19 protein-coding genes are annotated in these 16,536 nt (G+C 46.4%); 13 read left to right on the top strand and 6 right to left on the bottom strand.

All coding sequences use genetic code 11. The features are described from left to right. The first annotated feature begins 1 nt into the window (after position 1). From OM978_RS10750 to ttcA, 9 genes are all read left to right on the top strand, one after another. Positions 2–184: a cbb3-type cytochrome oxidase subunit 3 gene (locus OM978_RS10750; RefSeq protein ID WP_343897391.1), complete on the top strand. Its 183-nt coding sequence runs from the start codon at positions 2–4 to the stop codon at positions 182–184. After that, a complete protein-coding gene (gene ccoP / locus OM978_RS10745) occupies positions 177–1,154 on the top strand; it encodes a cytochrome-c oxidase, cbb3-type subunit III (RefSeq protein ID WP_264346880.1) in 978 nt (325 codons plus the stop codon). The genes OM978_RS10750 and ccoP overlap by 8 nt, the downstream gene beginning before the upstream one ends. Positions 1,155–1,225: 71 nt before the next feature. After that, positions 1,226–1,711 carry a FixH family protein gene (locus tag OM978_RS10740; protein WP_264346879.1) on the top strand — a complete coding sequence of 162 codons (486 nt, stop codon included), beginning with the start codon at positions 1,226–1,228 and terminating at the stop codon, positions 1,709–1,711. Positions 1,712–1,713: 2 nt separating this feature from the next. Continuing rightward, positions 1,714–4,116, top strand: coding sequence for a heavy metal translocating P-type ATPase (locus OM978_RS10735; protein ID WP_264346878.1), 2,403 nt, complete (start codon positions 1,714–1,716; stop codon positions 4,114–4,116). After that, the gene (gene ccoS, locus OM978_RS10730; RefSeq protein WP_264346877.1) at positions 4,113–4,301 is read left to right on the top strand and encodes a cbb3-type cytochrome oxidase assembly protein CcoS; all 189 of its coding nucleotides are present in this window, start codon (positions 4,113–4,115) and stop codon (positions 4,299–4,301) included. Before OM978_RS10735 ends, ccoS begins: the two co-directional genes overlap by 4 nt. After that, positions 4,298–4,984, top strand: a complete 687-nt coding sequence (locus OM978_RS10725) for a sulfite exporter TauE/SafE family protein (protein ID WP_264346876.1) — start codon at positions 4,298–4,300, stop codon at positions 4,982–4,984. The genes ccoS and OM978_RS10725 overlap by 4 nt, the downstream gene beginning before the upstream one ends. Before the next feature lie 30 nt (positions 4,985–5,014). Continuing rightward, on the top strand, positions 5,015–5,731 hold the full coding sequence (gene fnr, locus OM978_RS10720; RefSeq protein WP_264346875.1) for a fumarate/nitrate reduction transcriptional regulator Fnr: 717 nt from the start codon (positions 5,015–5,017) through the stop codon (positions 5,729–5,731). 118 nt (positions 5,732–5,849) lie between these two features. Then, positions 5,850–6,782 carry a universal stress protein UspE gene (uspE, locus tag OM978_RS10715; protein ID WP_264346874.1) on the top strand — a complete coding sequence of 311 codons (933 nt, stop codon included), beginning with the start codon at positions 5,850–5,852 and terminating at the stop codon, positions 6,780–6,782. 261 nt (positions 6,783–7,043) lie between these two features. After that, positions 7,044–7,967 (top strand): tRNA 2-thiocytidine(32) synthetase TtcA, encoded by a 924-nt coding sequence (ttcA, locus tag OM978_RS10710; protein ID WP_264346873.1) that lies wholly within the window; start codon positions 7,044–7,046, stop codon positions 7,965–7,967. Between the two features lie 32 nt (positions 7,968–7,999). Here the strand turns inward: ttcA and OM978_RS10705 are convergent, their stop codons facing one another. The 3 genes from OM978_RS10705 to OM978_RS10695 are packed head-to-tail and all read right to left on the bottom strand — an operon-like array spanning position 8,000 to position 10,066. Continuing rightward, positions 8,000–8,551 (bottom strand): DTW domain-containing protein, encoded by a 552-nt coding sequence (locus OM978_RS10705; RefSeq protein ID WP_264346872.1) that lies wholly within the window; start codon positions 8,549–8,551, stop codon positions 8,000–8,002. 4 nt (positions 8,552–8,555) lie between these two features. Beyond that, on the bottom strand, positions 8,556–9,206 hold the full coding sequence (locus tag OM978_RS10700) for a DUF2987 domain-containing protein (protein WP_264346871.1): 651 nt from the start codon (positions 9,204–9,206) through the stop codon (positions 8,556–8,558). Beyond that, positions 9,206–10,066, bottom strand: coding sequence for a glucosaminidase domain-containing protein (locus OM978_RS10695; protein WP_264346870.1), 861 nt, complete (start codon positions 10,064–10,066; stop codon positions 9,206–9,208). Before OM978_RS10695 ends, OM978_RS10700 begins: the two co-directional genes overlap by 1 nt. Before the next feature lie 226 nt (positions 10,067–10,292). Here OM978_RS10695 and OM978_RS10690 point away from each other — a divergent pair, with 226 nt between their 5' ends. Further along, positions 10,293–10,925, top strand: coding sequence for a hypothetical protein (locus OM978_RS10690; protein WP_264346869.1), 633 nt, complete (start codon positions 10,293–10,295; stop codon positions 10,923–10,925). A 141-nt stretch (positions 10,926–11,066) separates the two neighbouring features. Here OM978_RS10690 and OM978_RS10685 read toward each other — a convergent pair whose 3' ends face one another. Next, the gene (locus tag OM978_RS10685) at positions 11,067–11,480 is read right to left on the bottom strand and encodes a lecithin retinol acyltransferase family protein (protein WP_264346868.1); all 414 of its coding nucleotides are present in this window, start codon (positions 11,478–11,480) and stop codon (positions 11,067–11,069) included. A 245-nt stretch (positions 11,481–11,725) separates the two neighbouring features. On the opposite strand from OM978_RS10685, the gene OM978_RS10680 reads away from it, so the two are divergent. Both OM978_RS10680 and yfbR read left to right on the top strand, forming a co-directional pair. Beyond that, positions 11,726–12,940, top strand: coding sequence for a pyridoxal phosphate-dependent aminotransferase (locus OM978_RS10680; RefSeq protein WP_264346867.1), 1,215 nt, complete (start codon positions 11,726–11,728; stop codon positions 12,938–12,940). Continuing rightward, a complete protein-coding gene (gene yfbR / locus OM978_RS10675) occupies positions 12,940–13,596 on the top strand; it encodes a 5'-deoxynucleotidase (protein ID WP_264346866.1) in 657 nt (218 codons plus the stop codon). Before OM978_RS10680 ends, yfbR begins: the two co-directional genes overlap by 1 nt. A gap of 64 nt (positions 13,597–13,660) precedes the next feature. Here yfbR and OM978_RS10670 read toward each other — a convergent pair whose 3' ends face one another. After that, on the bottom strand, positions 13,661–14,713 hold the full coding sequence (locus OM978_RS10670; protein ID WP_264346865.1) for a cation diffusion facilitator family transporter: 1,053 nt from the start codon (positions 14,711–14,713) through the stop codon (positions 13,661–13,663). 214 nt (positions 14,714–14,927) lie between these two features. On the opposite strand from OM978_RS10670, the gene OM978_RS10665 reads away from it, so the two are divergent. After that, complete coding sequence (locus OM978_RS10665; protein ID WP_264346864.1) at positions 14,928–15,599, top strand: transglycosylase SLT domain-containing protein; 672 nt, start codon at positions 14,928–14,930, stop codon at positions 15,597–15,599. Here the strand turns inward: OM978_RS10665 and OM978_RS10660 are convergent. Next, a complete protein-coding gene (locus tag OM978_RS10660) occupies positions 15,579–16,517 on the bottom strand; it encodes a glycosyl hydrolase family 8 (protein ID WP_264346863.1) in 939 nt (312 codons plus the stop codon). The two genes, OM978_RS10665 and OM978_RS10660, sit on opposite strands and share 21 nt — an antisense overlap. Between the last annotated feature and the right edge of the window lie 19 nt (positions 16,518–16,536).

Here is a 16,536-nt window from a genome sequence, read left to right as displayed (position 1 = left end):
TATGATGGATATTGCAACCCTACACAGTATTTTCACCGTGCTAGTGTTTGTAGGTTTTATTGGTCTTGTGGTCTGGCTTTTTGTGTTAAAACGCAAGCCAGATTTCGAGGAACAGGCAAATTTGCCTTTTGCAGACGACCAAAAACCAAAACAACAACAGAAACAGGAGTCGGATCATGAGTAGCTTTTGGAGCTATTGGATCGCCATTTTATCCATTGGATGTATCGTATTCTGCACCGTCATTTTGACCTGGAACTTAAAAAACCATGTTGGCGTGAAAGAAGGTGAAGCGACTGGTCACGAGTTTGATGGCATTGAAGAAATTAACAACCCGCTGCCCAAATGGTGGACTTATATGTTTTACGCCACCATCGTCTGGTCGGTGTATTACTTTGCCGCCTACCCTGGCTTAGGTAACTACAAAGGCTTTTTAAACTGGACCAGTTCAAACCAGGGTATTAAAAACCTGGCTGAATCCAAAGCGGCTGTAGAACAAAACAAACTGGATGGCAAAAACGTGCAGTTGGACCGCGAATATGATGCAGCCAACGAAACTTATGCCAAAGAGTTTGCTAAGTACACCAGCCGTGACATTCTGGATCTGGCTTACGACACCAACGCACTGAAAGTAGGTCAACGTTTGTTCCTGCAAAACTGTGCTCAGTGTCATGGTTCAGACGCCCGTGGTCAGCGTGGTTTCCCTAACCTGACAGACGATGACTGGTTATATGGTGGTACGCCGGACAAGATCAAAGAAACTCTGCTGTATGGTCGTAAAGCGGCCATGCCAGCCTGGGGTGAAGCTTTGGGTGAACAAGGCGTAAAAGAAATGACAGCTTATGTATTAAGTCTGTCAGGCCGTAAGGTGAATGATAAAGATGCGGCAGCCGGCAAAATGAAGTTTGGCATGTGTGCAGCTTGTCACGGTGCAGATGGTAAAGGCAGCTTAGCCCATAACCTGCCGTTTGGCGCACCTAACCTGACGGACAACACCTGGTTATATGGTGGTTCGCACGGTGCAGTAGAAGAAACGCTGAATAAAGGCCGTAATGGTCAGATGCCAGCGTTCAAAGAGATTTTAGGTGAAGACAAAATCCATATTATCTCTGCTTACGTTTACCGTTTATCACGTCCTGAAGAAAGTTCTAAGTAATCTTTGATGTGAGTGCATTACAATAAGCCCCGCTTTGTGGGGCTTATTGCTATCTGAGAGAGGAATACCTGATGTTGCATGATACAAAACCCTGGTACAAACAGCTGTGGCCCTGGTTGTTGATCGCCTTCCCCATCGTCTCCTTTATCAAAGGTGGCCATACCATTTACATCATGCAGCAAAACAATCCGGACCTGGTGATTGATGATTACTACAAAGAGGGCCGGGCTATTAATATGAATTTAGCCAAGTACCGCGAAGCTGAATTACGTAATTTACATGCCAGCACTTTGATTGCAGCCAATCAGGTGATAGTAAGGTTTGAACAGAATAAAACCTTAGGTCAGCACCTGTCGCTGGAGTTTTTCCATAACACTATCGCAGCCAATGATTTTGTCGTTACCGCAGAGCGTAGCGGCGAAAATCTGTATGTCGCCACTTTACCTAAGACGCTGGAAGGTAAATGGAATCTGGTGGTATCAGATGAACACAAAGACTGGAAATTACGGGCGAGCGCTATGCTGCCACAACAAGGTGAATTTAAACTGGGATATTAACAGTGTCGTATACAGGCTGTTTTCACTGCAATGAAGCCATACCGGCTGGTTCAGACTTTACCCTTAGCATAGAGCAACAACCACGGCAATTTTGTTGCCCTGGTTGCTTAGCTGTAGCTGAAACCATTATCGACCAGGGTCTTGGCGATTATTATAAATTTCGTACTGCCCCAGCCAGCAAAGCCCAGCTTGTGCCAGATCAATTACAACTGGTTAATTATGACAGCGCCGAAGTACTCTCTGACCTGACTCAACATAAAGCAGACCAAACCCAGATTGAGTTGTCCATAGCGGGCATCAGTTGTGCCGCTTGTGCCTGGCTGATTGAAAAACAACTACAAAAAAATCCGGCTATTAAAAGCGTCAGCGTCAACTCCAGCACAGCACGTTGTGTGGTCAATTGGGATGTGAAACAACTTAAGCTCAGTGATTTACTCAATAGTATCAACAAGCTTGGTTATCAGGCTTCGCCTTTTATGGCCGATCAGGAAGAAGCCGTTCAGCAAGCCGAATTGCGTCGCTTTTTAAAACGTCTCGCCGTATCCGGCATTATGAGTATGCAGGTGATGATGCTGGCCTTTGGCCTGTATTTTGGCGAGTACACTGGTATAGATCCCGAATTCGAAGGCTATTTACGTTGGATTAGTTTACTGCTGACCTCCCCAGTGGTGTTTTACAGCGCTAAACCTTTTACTTTAAGCGCCTGGCGGGCTATCAAAGGCCGCGAACTAAATATGGATGTGCCTGTGACGCTGGCGGTATTTTATACCTTTATAGCGTCCGCATATGCCACTGTATTCGATACAGGCGAAGTGTATTTTGAATCCGTCTGTATGTTTGTATTTTTACTGCAGCTGGGTAAGTTTTTTGAATTCCGCGCCAGAGCACAAGCCCGGGCTGCCACCGGAAATTTATTAAAAATCATGCCGGTATCCGCCAGGCTGGTGGAAGGTGATGAACTGGTTCCTACCTCGGCCCGTCGTTTAGAAGCAGGCCAAATCATTCTGGTTCAGGCTGGTGAAACTATAGCTGCTGATGGCGTAGTGTTGTCGGGGCAAAGTTCGGTGGACGAATCGATGTTAACCGGCGAATACAAGGCGGTGAACAAAGCTGCCGGCGATACCGTAATGGCTGGCAGCATTAACCATGATGGCGTACTGAAAGTGACAGTGCATCAGGCGCTTGCCCACTCACGTTTAGGCCAAATCATCGAACTGCAGCAACAAACTCTGAACCAGAAACCGCAGATTGTAGAAAAAACCACTAAACTGGCACGCTTCTTTATCCAGCGCTTGTTGATTATCGCTTTTGCTACTTTTTTACTCTGGTATTTCTGGCTGGATCAAGACCGAGCTTTTTGGGTGACTTTATCTGTCTTAGTAGCCACCTGCCCTTGCGCTTTAACCTTGGCTACACCTACTGCCATTACCTGTGCTTTAGCCCGTTTGAACCGCAAAGGTATTTTGATCAAGAATCAGCAAGTGCTGGAAATATTGCCACAACTCAATTCCATTTTTCTGGACAAAACCGGTAGTCTGACGCAGGGCCGTTTTAGTATTCAGCACACTCAGTTGCATGGCACAGCGTATAGCGAAGCTACTCTGTTAGCGCTTATTGCCCGCATTGAAACTTATTCTGAGCATCCTATAGCCAAAGCCTTTTCGGGTTATCTGACCACTGACTTCAAACACCAGCTCAAAGTTGAACAGGTGCAGGTGCATGTAGGTTCTGGCTTATCAGCACGCTGGGTACTACATGATGGAACAAGCGCTGATGTAAAAGTCGGCAGCGCTGCATTTTGTGGCGTACAAGCTGAAACTGATGCCGCCGTCTGTTGCAGTATCAATAATCAACTGGTGTTCTCCGTCAAACTGTCAGACGCTTTACGTCCTGAAGTTCCAGCTCTTGTTAAAGCGTTAAAACAACGCGGCTTGGGTGTGTCGATGCTAACAGGCGATTCTTCTGCTCAAGTGGAAGAAGTACAGCAGCAATTGCAGTTTGATCAGGTCTTTAAAGGTTGTAGTCCAGAGCAAAAAGTTGAACATATTCGCCAGGCCGTGGCAAAAGGCGATAAGGTACTGATGTTAGGTGATGGCATTAATGACAGTCCTTGTTTTCATGCCGCCCATGTGTCTGTCGCACTGGATTCAGGCACTGATTTATCCAAAAACCAGGCCGATGTGGTATTACTGCATAATGATTTGAATTTAGTACAAGAACTGATTGAAGGTGCTTTACTGGCGCAACGTATCGTAAAACAAAATCTGTGGTGGGCAGTAGGTTATAATCTGGTGATTATTCCACTCGCCGTGATGGGGTTTGTGTCGCCTTATATTGCAGTCATCGGAATGTCGTTCAGTTCTATTTTAGTGGTGTCTAATTCCCTGAGGTTACTTAAAGCATGAGTATTATTTATGTGCTGATCCCCATCGCCATACTTTTTGTCTGTATTGGGCTGGGCATCTTTTTCTGGGCAGTGCGCAGCCGCCAGTTTGATGATTTAAACAAGGAAGGCATGAGCATCTTGTTTGAAGAAAACAACAAAGCCGTAAAACCTGAAGCGGATCCGGATAAACAACCTCCACAATGAGTCCAGAACTTACGCTTAACCTACTTGCTGCCCTGAGCATAGGTTTTTTAGGCAGTAGTCACTGCCTGGTGATGTGCGGCGGTATAGCCAGTGCGTTGCAACTTTCTATGCCTCAATTAAATCTGTTACAGCAACTCAGACTTCAGCTGATGCTCAGCCTGGGTCGTTTAACAACCTATAGCCTGTTGGGAGCATTGACCGGGGCTTTTGGTGCAGCAGTGCTGGTAAAACTTGGCATCAGTTTATTCTGGCTGAAGTTACTGGCGGGTTTGATGCTGTTACTGATGGCCTTTTACGTCGCTCGTTTGTGGTTTGCGTTAACCTTTCTTGAAAAACAGGGATCGGCTTTATGGCGCAGAATACAACCATTCTCCAAAGCGTTGTTGCCTCTGGATAGCAGCCCAAAAGCCTTAGCTTATGGTCTATGTTGGGGGTTTTTACCTTGTGGTCTGGTGTACAGCAGTTTAGGCTGGAGTCTGGCCAGCGGCAGTGCCTTGCAAGGTGCACTACTGATGTGTGCTTTTGGCCTTGGTACCTTACCTGCTATGCTGGCGGTCGGCAGTTTTGCCCGTAGCCTGAGTCGATTTAAAAATAAACATTGGGTCAGAGCCAGTGCGGCTCTATTACTGGCCTTGTATGCACTTTACACTATAGCTATTGCATTAGCGCCGCGACTTTTCTAAGCTGGGGAAGTCGTCAAAAAGGAATACCTTATGTCCGGTTCAAATTTAAGTTGCCAACATTGCGGTTTTAGTCAGCTTTGCCTGCCTTTTACATTAAATAATGCCGAACTGGACACGTTGGACGATATTATCGAACGCAAAAAACCTCTGCACAAAGGCGACTTTTTGATAGAAGCTGGTACAGCCCTGCACTCTTTGTATGCGGTGCGTAGCGGTTCTTTTAAAACTTTCACCTTAACTGAATCCGGTGAAGAACAAATTACCGGCTTTCATTTACCTGGTGACGTGATAGGTTTTGACGCCATAGGTGAGCAACAACACCCAAGTTTTGCTCAGGCACTGGAAACCGCTATGGTTTGTGAAATTCCCTACAATCAGATGGATCAGCTGATGGGAGAACTGCCAAAACTGCGTCAGCAGATGATGCGCCTGATGAGTCAGGATATCAGCGGCGATCAACAAATGTTGTTGTTATTGAACCGTAAAAACGCTGAAGCAAAGCTGGCAGCCTTTTTAACTAATCTGGCACAACGTTTCGCAAATCGTGGTTTTTCCAAAAAAGAATTCCGTTTAAGTATGACCAGGGGTGAAATAGGTAACTATTTAGGCCTGACGGTTGAAACTATTAGCCGTTTATTAGGTCGATTCCATAAGGACGACTTAATACACGTGGATGGCAAGCTGATTTGTATCAGCGATCCGGATGCGTTAAGTAAACTGGCTGGTGGTTCCGCTATAGCTCGCTGACAGATCAACAGACCCACAGTAACAAGGGTTTTGTTGATCCAGCACAAGGACTTATCAGCCTACCTTCGCTACCTTGGCTACACTTACAGGGTAAGCCTTAGCTTAGCAGGAGCATGATATGACCTTATATCCTAAAGTACTGGTAGTACTAGACCCTTCAGTGGCTGAACAAAAAGCCCTGACCCGGGCTGTTGAACTGGCCAAACTGCAAAACTGTCAACTGACGGCTTTTTTGTCTATTTACGACTTTTCTTACGAGATGACCACCATGTTATCCGGCGAAGAGCGTGAGTCTATGCGCCAGGCTGTGATTAACGACCGTGAACTCTGGATCAGCGAACTGATTGCAGACTACAGGGAGCAAGGTCTGAACATTGATATTCAGGTGGTTTGGCATAACAGGCCTTTTGAAGCCATAGTGCAGGCTGTGCTGGAAAAAGAATACAGTCTGGTGATCAAAGGCACACACGATCACGATGTGCTCAAATCCATGATATTCACCCCAACCGACTGGCATATTTTGCGCAAATGCCCTTGCCCTGTATTACTGGTCAAAGATCATGAATGGCCTGAACATGGCAATATAGTAGCTGCGGTCAATGCTGGCAGTGAGCAAACACATCACAGTTCGCTGAACCAGCGTATTATTCAGCAATCCAAACAATTGGCAGCGCTGCTGAATGGCAAAGTGCAGCTGGTTAATGCCTTCCCGGGTACGCCTGTGAATATTGCCATTGAAATTCCTGAATTTAATCCGCAGGAATACAACCAGACGATGAAAACTCACCATCTGGAGGCCGTGCAAAAGCTGGCGTTGGAATTTGAACTACCTTCGGCTCAGACTCATGTACTCGAAGGCATGCCAGAAGATGTGATCCCCAAATTAGCCCAACAACTGGACGCCGAAATGGTGGTGATAGGCACTATAGGGCGCACTGGTTTATCAGCCGCTATTATCGGCAATACAGCAGAGCATGTGATAGACAGACTTGACTGTGATGTTTTGGCGGTAAAACCTGCAGGTTTTGTTTGCCCACTGGCAAAACATTAAATTCCCACCAGCTCCATAGCTATACGCAAGTAATTGGAGTTGCAGGGAGGAGACAAGTGCATGAGACCCCAGGAGCATAGTAGTCCTATGTGTCTATGGAATGAGGCGGATGCTCGCCAGAGAGCAAAGCTGACCTATCGAATAGGTGACTGGGGCGAGAGCGCGCAGTCAACAAAGCTGCAGCTTCAAGTGCGACGGGTATATAAAGGTGGCGCGTAGTTGGTTATACTACGCGCCATTTTTCCGTAGGGTCGTTGTTTTATGTCACATGCAGCAGAAGCCAAAGCACAATATAACCTGAACAAATTACACAAACGCCTGCGCCGTGGCGTAGGTCAGGCTATTGCCGACTTTAATATGATTGAAGAAGGCGACAAGGTGATGGTGTGTTTGTCCGGCGGCAAAGACAGTTATACCCTGCTGGATATTCTGCTGAATTTACAACAATCTGCCCCTATTCAGTTTTCCATAGTGGCGGTGAATCTTGACCAGAAACAACCGGGCTTTCCAGCCGATGTTCTGCCTGGCTATTTAACTCGTATTGGTGTGGATTTTCAGATAGTGACTGAAGACACCTACTCTATTGTTAAAGACAAAATTCCTGAAGGCAAAACCACCTGCTCTTTATGCTCACGCCTGCGCCGGGGCATTTTATACCGCACAGCCAAAGAGTTGGGCGCCACAAAAATTGCATTGGGCCATCACCGCGACGACATGATTGAAACCATGTTTTTAAACATGTTCTACGGCGGCAAGATGAAATCTATGCCGGCTAAGCTGATCAGCGACAATGGCGAACATATAGTGATCCGCCCTCTGGCTTATTGTCGTGAAAAAGACATTGAAAAGTATTCGGTTGCCCGTGAGTTCCCGATCATTCCTTGTAACTTATGTGGCTCGCAGGATGGTTTGCAGCGTCAGGTGGTGAAAGAAATGCTGCAGGACTGGGATAAACGTTTCCCTGGCCGTATCGAAACCATGTTCCAGGCCATGCAGAATATTGTGCCCTCTCACATGATTGACAGAAATTTATTTGATTTTGCCGGCATCAGTAAAGATAGCCCTTTAGCTATTGAAGGCGATATGGCCTTTGATAAACCTGATGTACCAAAAGTGCCAGTTGGCTTATTGCAGGATGAAGACGAACCTGCAGCTGACAAAGTACAATTTGTTGAACTACTGTAGGGGATGGGTTTATCCCATCCCGCGCGCCATCATTAGCGCTTATTAAATTCTTGAAAGAGCAGCATCAGCTGCTCTTTTTCATTTTCGAATCCTGTTTGCTGCAGCAGTTCCATCACCACTTCTGCTGTGCACAAGGCCCCGTCCCTTTGATTACGGCGTAGTGCATACACAGATGGCGTATCAGGTTTGAGCGCAAGGCGGTAACAAGACCGCAAATAAGGGCTTTGTCTGAGCATTTTAGCCGCTTCCTGCCAGGTTGCATCCAACAAAACCCAGTGCTTGATAGATCCATTCTGACGAGTAGGCAGCTCTGTAAAAGCAGCGGGATTTTGAGCTTGATACTGGCCCTGCTGCAGCAGATAACAGGCTTGAGCTGTATCCGCTTGCAAGGGATACACTAAACCCAGTTGCTGCTTCTCAGATAAAACTAACAACCTTTGATCAGCGGCTTTGCGCTGCCATTCAATCACCTCAACCCTGATCTTTAGTGAAGCGGAGAGCGCCTGCACCACTAAAGCGCCGGTGTTGGTGCTTTTCTGTAACTCCCTGCTGTGGGTCAGCAGATAAAGCACCAACTCCGTCATCGAATTAAGGCTGCAGTAATAAAGGTGTAGCGTGATCCGGCACTTTAGAAAACTGTACTGTTGCAGTATCAGCTAATGTCGCCGGTAAAAAGAGTCGACAACGGTTTTGCTCACACAACAGCTGCTGACTCAAAGCTGCATCAGAGCTTTGCGCCACCACTTCTGAGGCAAAATGCACAGTTAGACCTGAGACATCAGGTAACCAGTATTTGCCCCAACCTGCCAATGAATCCAAAAGCTCATCAAACTGGCCCTGTAATTTACGCAGCTGAGCCACAGTCGCTTGTTGCGGCACAGGCATCTTACTGCGCAGCTTAAAGTTTAAATCACAAGCTGCAGCCCCTTCAGGCTGCTTTAAAACGATCAGCGCTTTTTGTACATTCAGCATCTCGTCAAAAGGCAGCATCAGTTCACCGTTGCCAGCAATAGTTAAAGGAGCTTCAGAAATATCTGTAGTGATTAATGCTTTATCCACAGTACAGACTTCAGTGGTGCCGGCTTTTTGCAGTATAAAAGCCAGCGTAATATCGCTGAACTCGACCTTTTCACTCTTTTTCATCCGGGAGTAAAAGCCATCGTAATTAAATACGGTATCAGCCACAGCTGAACCACTAAAAGCAACCAGCAGGCTGGCCAGAACATAAGGTTTCATCATTAGCTGTCTATATGTTTAGTATTGGCTTTAAGCATGGTGTGGATTTCTTTGACATAGTCCAGTCCACGCTCTGAATACCGGCTCAACCCTGTCACCAGATGATGCCCGGCTACTTCGCCTTCAGCGCGGCGTTTTGCTCTGAGTTGACGTAAATCTTCATACACATAAAAAGTGTTGAGGTTATAAAAGTAACTATTAATAGCAGCAGCCACATGAGGAAATACTGCGACTTCATGGTATTTTCCTGCGCTGCGTTTTTGTGGCACTACACCACAACCGGCTTTAAAGCACCACTGGCCAAAGAAATTATAAGCTTCTAGAGCGAAACGACTGCTACCCCAGCCTGATTCTTTCGCTGCCTGGATCAAGACTAAATCAGCAGGTATGGCATCGACACGGCTTAACAGCAAACGAAAGCCTTCAGCATCAACGTCCGGGTAATCTAATTTGAACTCGTCGTACAAACTATAAATAAAGGCATACTCTTCCACTGTCAGTTCTTGTTGTTGCAGCTTCTGCTGGACTTCAATGATTTGCTGGCGAATATGCAATAACCTGGCGTTTTCGCGTTCAATAAAAGGCAATAAGTAGTCAAAAAATGCCTTTTTCTTCTCTACCACATCTTTGTATTGTTCAAAGTCAGGGACAGGCAACAACTCTGGCATAGCGACAGGATAAGCCAGTCGTTTTAACAACTTACGTTGATCAGCTGCATCCAGTGCTTCCAGCTTTGACGGCATTTGCCAATCAGCTAATGAAGCAATGTCTTCCACAGGAGCAGGCTTTAGCCATGGGTAAGCTACGGCATAAAGCACGACCACCCATAACACCAACCAAAAGCTCTGTTCTGTTTTTTTCATGCGATACCCTGATTTCGCCTTTTATCCGATCCCACCACTGCTATTGATATCAGCGAGACCACAATGGCGCGTATTCTAACCAGATCTGGTGGTAGTTTCGACCACAAAATGGCCGAAATGATGAGGCAGCATCACCACCCATTACATAAGGCCATGTTTTTAAATGGAAAATTAAATGGCAAGAAAACTGCATACTCTGCTATAACAATGAAAAAAGGAGAATAACATGCGTCAACTTAGTTTAATTTCTGCCCTGGTGATGGCTTTATCTGCAACAACTGCAATGGCGGACGACGTCAAAGTGCTGGAAAAGACCATTGATGCTAAAAGTTTCAGCAAACTGGTGCTGGACGTTCCGGTTGGTGAAATTAATGTCAAAGTATCTAAAGGCTCTGAAATCAGCTTAGTGGTTGAGCTTGAACCAGACGAAGACTGGCTTGGCCGCAGTAGTGATTTATCCGATGCACAAATCAGCATACGTGACGATGGTTCTACCTTAAAACTGAAAGTCGATTTGGAAGATGACGATGACGTAGAACAAAACTGGACTGTGACTATGCCAGCCGATATGGCGGTGTCGTTAAACTTAGGTGTAGGCTCAGTTGAAATTGACGATCTGACTTCGGATATCAATGTCGATTTAGGCGTGGGTGAAGTAGATATTGACGTTGATACCAGCTTGTTCGATTCCATTAAACTGGACGCTGGTGTAGGTGACACCTCGATAAAAGGTGGCAAAGGACGCTATGAACGTGATCAGGTGTTGGTCACCAGTTCAAGCCAGCTGCATGGCGAAGGTAAAAAAGAACTGGAAGCCAATGTAGGTGTGGGTGATATTGAAGTGCGCGATAACCAGTAACTATCACTAAAACAACCTTGAAGGCGCTTTATCTACCCTAAGTAATTGGAGTTGCAGCAAGGCGGCAAGTGACAGAGACCCCAGGAGCATAGTTGTTCCTATGTGACTGGGGCGAGGAACGCTGCCAACACAGCTGCGGCTTCAAGTAAGACGGGTATGGATCCAGTTTGGTGTAAAGCGCCAGTATGTTGCTAACGCCTGCTTTAAATCAAAAAAGCTGGTTAGCGGCAAGGAATCACCACTGATACAACTGTACGTAAAACGGTGGCAGTTATTCCTTAGTAAATCGTAATCCTGATAGCTGTAAATCTTTTCTATAGCTCTGTTTGCCGCAATCTCTGAACCTATGATGTCACCTGCTGGTGTAGCGGCAAAAATTAATTCAGCACCGGATCGGTCTGCCAGAAAACGATTAAAGGATAAAGAACGTACCAGGCCAGAGCCTGCCAGCTCAACTATTTGTCCGTCGCCTATATAAATACCAGTGTGCTCAAAAAACTGAAAAATCTCGCAGCCCACCACGGCGCCCACAGGGATAGTACGCAGACTTGTCATAAAGCTCCTGATTTTCCCGCTTTTTTTTGCAATCATACTTGCAAAAGACGTCTAGGCGTGTAAAAAGGTGTAAGCAAAGATTTTACTAATTAACCCTAAGTAATTGGAGTTGCAGCGCGGCGACAAGTGATTGAGACCCTAGGAGCATAGTTTTGTCCTATGTGACTAGGGCGAAGAGCGCAGTCAACAAAGCTGCGGCTTCAAGTACAACGGGGAACAATAGACGGAGACATAAGGGTAGCGGTATGAAACCAATTGAGCGCTCGACAAAATTAGATGGGGTTTGTTATGACATTCGGGGCCCGGTGGCTCGTGAAGCCAAGCGGATGGAAGAAGAAGGTCAGCGTATTTTAAAGCTCAATATTGGTAATCCCGCGCCTTTTGGTTTTGAAGCGCCGGATGAAATTTTAAAACACGTGATCCATAACCTGCCTACAGCACAAGGCTACAGCGACTCACAGGGCATCTATCCTGCGCGGGTTGCAGTGGCACAGTATTACCAGCAACGTGGCATTTTAGGTGCAGATGCGGATGACGTGTATATTGGCAATGGCGTATCTGAACTTATTCTGATGTCGTTGCAGGCGCTTTTAAATAACGGCGATGAGGTGTTGATCCCCTCCCCTGATTACCCGCTCTGGACTGCTGCGGTGAATCTGGCCGGCGGTAACGCTGTGCATTACCGCTGTGATGAACAATCAGACTGGTTTCCTGATTTAGCCGATATTCGCGCCAAAATCACTAAAAAAACTAAAGCTCTGGTGCTGATTAACCCAAATAACCCGACGGGCGCTGTCTACTCCAAAGCCTTTTTATTAGATCTGTTAGCCATTGCCCGCGAGCATAAGCTGGTGGTGTTAAGTGACGAGATTTACGACAAAATTTTGTATGACGGCGCAGAACATGTCACTACAGCTTCGTTAACCGACGACTTATTTATGCTGACCTTTGGTGGTTTATCGAAAAACTACCGTATTGCAGGTTTTCGCGTCGGCTGGATTTTATTGTCCGGCGCTAAACATCTGGCAAAAAACTATGTCGAAGGTTTGAATATTCTGGCCTCGATGCGACTCTGTGCTAACGTGCCTTGTCAGCATGCAGTGCAAACCGCTTTAGGCGGCTATCAGAGCATTAACGAGCTGATAGTGCCTGGTGGTCGTTTATATGATCAGATGGATTTAGCGCATAAACTGGTCACCAGCATTGACGGCATCAGCTGTGTACGTCCTAAAGGCGCTATGTACTTATTCCCTAAACTGGACCGTAAAAAATTCAAAATCAAAGACGATGAGCTATTGGTGCTGGATTTCTTGCGTCAACATAAAGTGCTGCTGGTGCATGGCCGGGCTTTTAACTGGCCTGAGCCGGACCATTTCCGTATCGTGTTTTTACCCCATAAAGAACAGCTGGAAATGGCCATTGGTCGCTTAGCGCAGTTTTTACCAGGGTATCAACAATAATGGATACTGATCACAACAGTGGAAGCGTAAAGGCTGAGCAAGAAAACGCATCTCAACAGCCAAGCCATTTTTTCGCTCATCTGTTTCGGATGAAGTTGATTAACAGATGGCCGCTGATGCGTAACGTCAATACCGAAAATGTTGCTGAGCACAGCCATCAGGTTGCTGTGGTGGCTCATATGTTGGCGCTTATTCGTCGTGAAATCTTTGCAGGTGAAGTGCAACCCGAACGCGTGGCAACACTGGCGTTATTTCACGACGCCAGTGAAGTACTGACCGGGGATTTACCTACACCTGTGAAGTACTTTAACGCGCAAATTGCGCAGGAATACAAGAAGATAGAACGTATTGCTGAGCAAAAGCTGCTGTCGATGTTGCCGGAAAAACTACAGCCTTTTTATCAGTCGTTGCTGCTGTCCGAGCAGTATTCGCCGGATGAAAAATTGCTGGTGAAGGCTGCAGATACAGTCTGTGCTTATGTCAAAACTCTGGAGGAACTCTCCGCAGGCAATCATGAGTTTGTGCTGGCGAAAAAACGTCTGGAAGCGGTATTGGAAGGCTACGCTCTGCCGGAAGTGAACTACTTCCTGCAGATTTTTATCCCTAGTTTTTCACTGTCTTTGGATGAAATCAGCTTGCAGGATGGCCAGCTATAATCCCCAATCTGATACAGATCGAAAACAGAAGGGCGCGATGTATTAGCGCCCTTTTCAATTCGCGTTAATGCTGATCCCGACACACTTCCTGATTAAACTCAAACTCTATGGTGGTATGCTCCAGCTGATAAGGCTGCAGTAATTGCCGTATTTGCTCTTTATGGGCTTTTAATTGCTCTACAGCTGTCTCCGTCTTCAACACCAAATGCGCTGTTAACACATGCTTTTCGCCGTCCAACGACCATAAATGCAGGTGATGTACATCCTGCACAAAACTAAGGTCTTGTAACTGGTGTTCTATTTTAGCGGCAAGTTTTGGATCGGGACTGACCTGTAAAAACAGCGCCAGAGTACGGCGCAAATTACGCCAGACATTGATCAGAATAAAGCAGGTAAAACCAATACTTAACAGTGGGTCTAACCAGGCCCAGTCGGTAAAATAAATCAGGACAGAACCCACAAGCACAGCCACCCAACCTAAGACATCTTCCAACAAATGCCAGGTCAGAATTTTTTCATTTTGAGTTTTGCCGCCCCGCAGCTTAAACACCGCGGCACCATTCACCAGCACACCTAAAACAGCAAGTCCCATCATACCTAACGCATGAGGTAATTGTGGTTCCCACAAGCGAGGTATGGCTTCGTATAAAATCCAGCAGGACCCCAGCACTAGAATCACGCTGTTGATCAAAGCACTCAGTAAAGACCAGCGCCTGTAACCATAACTATAACGGGGAGTCGCTTCTTTGCCTGCCACTTTGGCCGCAAACCAGGCAAAAGCTATGGCCAGTGTATCGCCTAAATCGTGCATAGCATCAGCCATAATAGCCACGCTATTGGTTAACCAGCCGCCGATAAATTCGATAATGGTGAAACTAAAGTTCAGCCAAAAGGCTGTGGCTATATTGCCCGATTCAGAACCATGATGATGGTGATGATGGCCAAAAAGCCCATGGGAATGCTCATGTTCATGGTCATGTTCGTGGTCATGTTGATGCTCAGATGCATGGTTATGCTGATGTCCAGACTCATGTGACTCTGCATGATCCTGTTTGCAATTTGCACCATGCTGATGAGTGTTGTGGTCTGGTTCTGATTTTGGAGGATCGTGGGGCATGCTACACCTGAAAAAATGCCGTAATATGAGTACCATATCTGGTTTTGACTGGCTCTGCCAGAGCACAAAGCAGCTTGCTGAAAAGAATTTAACCTATTGCCTTGTTCAGGCAAAAAAAGCTTGAGCCCACTGCAACAAAACACTAGTCTGAAGCTGAAGTTTGGCTGAACGAAGCCGATACAAAAGCATTCACCTGGAAGAACAAAAACAACAGATGCCATTACACCTCATCATTTTTAGCTTCACAGCACTGTTCGCCTTGTCCGCTACTTCAGCCCTGGCAGGAAGTCTGAGTCATCATAAAAGCACAGATTACGCCGCATGGTCTGAAAAAAACCGGGATGGCAGTTGGACCAGGATCACAGAGCAGGCCGTTGCACTTTCTCCTCTTGCTCAATTGGTGCCTGCCGATGTACATCATTTTTGCCCCCGTTATGCCAGCTTACCAGCGCAAGAGCGCAGTAAGTTTTGGGTGGCATTGTTTTCAGCTATGGCCCAACCTGAAAGTAACTTTAAACCTCAGTCTTTTTATCAGGAAAAATTTAAAGATGGTAAAGGCCGCCGCGTCATTAGCCGTGGTTTATTGCAAATCTCTCATGAAAGCGCCAATCAGCCTCGTTACGCCTGTGATGTGAAACAACCCCATGCTTTGCACGACCCGAAAGTGAATTTAAGCTGCGGTGTAAAAATCATGAGCAAATGGGTAAAAACTGATGGCGTCATTAGCCAGCCACGCTGGAGCAAAGATCCTAAAGGTGGCGCCCGTTATTGGTCTACATTACGACCACAACGAGGCCACCTCACTAAAATTGAGCAGTTCACCAGCACCCTGCCTTTTTGTGGTCAGTCCCGTCGCACAGCCTATTCATCTGGGATCCGCGGCTAACTTACTCAGCATCAACAATGATGTGGAATAATAGTCATCAGCGGTCGAAGGACTCTGTCCGGTAAAGCTCAGATCCTTATACACCAAAGAACGCACGGCCTTGATCCCAGCAGATGCTGTGTAAGAGGCTTTTTCTCCTGTAACCACATCCACCCAGGGTAAAATCAGCTCACTGTTTTTCCAAAAGTCAGTAAAAGGTTGTCTGAGATCGTTAGTTAATGCAGAACCCCAGATAAAATACAGAGGGATACGTACAGCGTCATAACTAAAACGGGCTGGCCAGTTGGGTGAAGGCGCAAGCTGTCCTTTGTCGGATAAACGGATCCAGTCTGACGGCAAGCCATAGCTGCCAAACCGGCTTGCAGCTAACAATTTTTGACCATCTGTCACCAACTTGCTCCAGTTCTGCTCTGGTTCCACCATAGCAAAAGAGATAAATGCCGGGATCACCCAATACGACAAATTAATATCAATACTTTCTTTGTCGGAAAACCCCTTTAACCCTGGCAACAGCACAGTGAAACCGCCGAAGTCTTTCACAAGGAGCTTCTGAATGTCAGCACGAATAGCAGCAGAGGCGGTTTCGTAATTACGGTTTTTCCAACGTTTCGCCGCCCGCTGCAAGGCCCATGCGATCAAAATATCGCCATCACTGGCATTGTTTGGATCTTTAACAGCGGGCCTGAGTTCTGGGTCATAACGCCATGAAAATAAAAACGCATCTGTTCTGGCCAGATTTTTCCGGGTCCAGCTCCAGATCAAATCAAAGCTGTGTTGGTCGTTATTGGCTTCGGCAAATAACATGCCCCAGCCCTGACCTTCAGAGTGGCTGATTTTATTATTATAGGTGTCGATCACCCGTCCATCTGAACTCACAAACCTGGACTTATAGAGTGTCCAATCACTTTGATCTGCCATCACAGTCTGTATCCACAGA

Source organism: Rheinheimera sp. MM224, assembly GCF_947090785.1.
Taxonomy (GTDB): domain Bacteria; phylum Pseudomonadota; class Gammaproteobacteria; order Enterobacterales; family Alteromonadaceae; genus Pararheinheimera.
The sequence above is the reverse complement of the archived record's forward strand: the minus strand, read 5'-3'. Positions and strand labels throughout refer to the sequence as shown.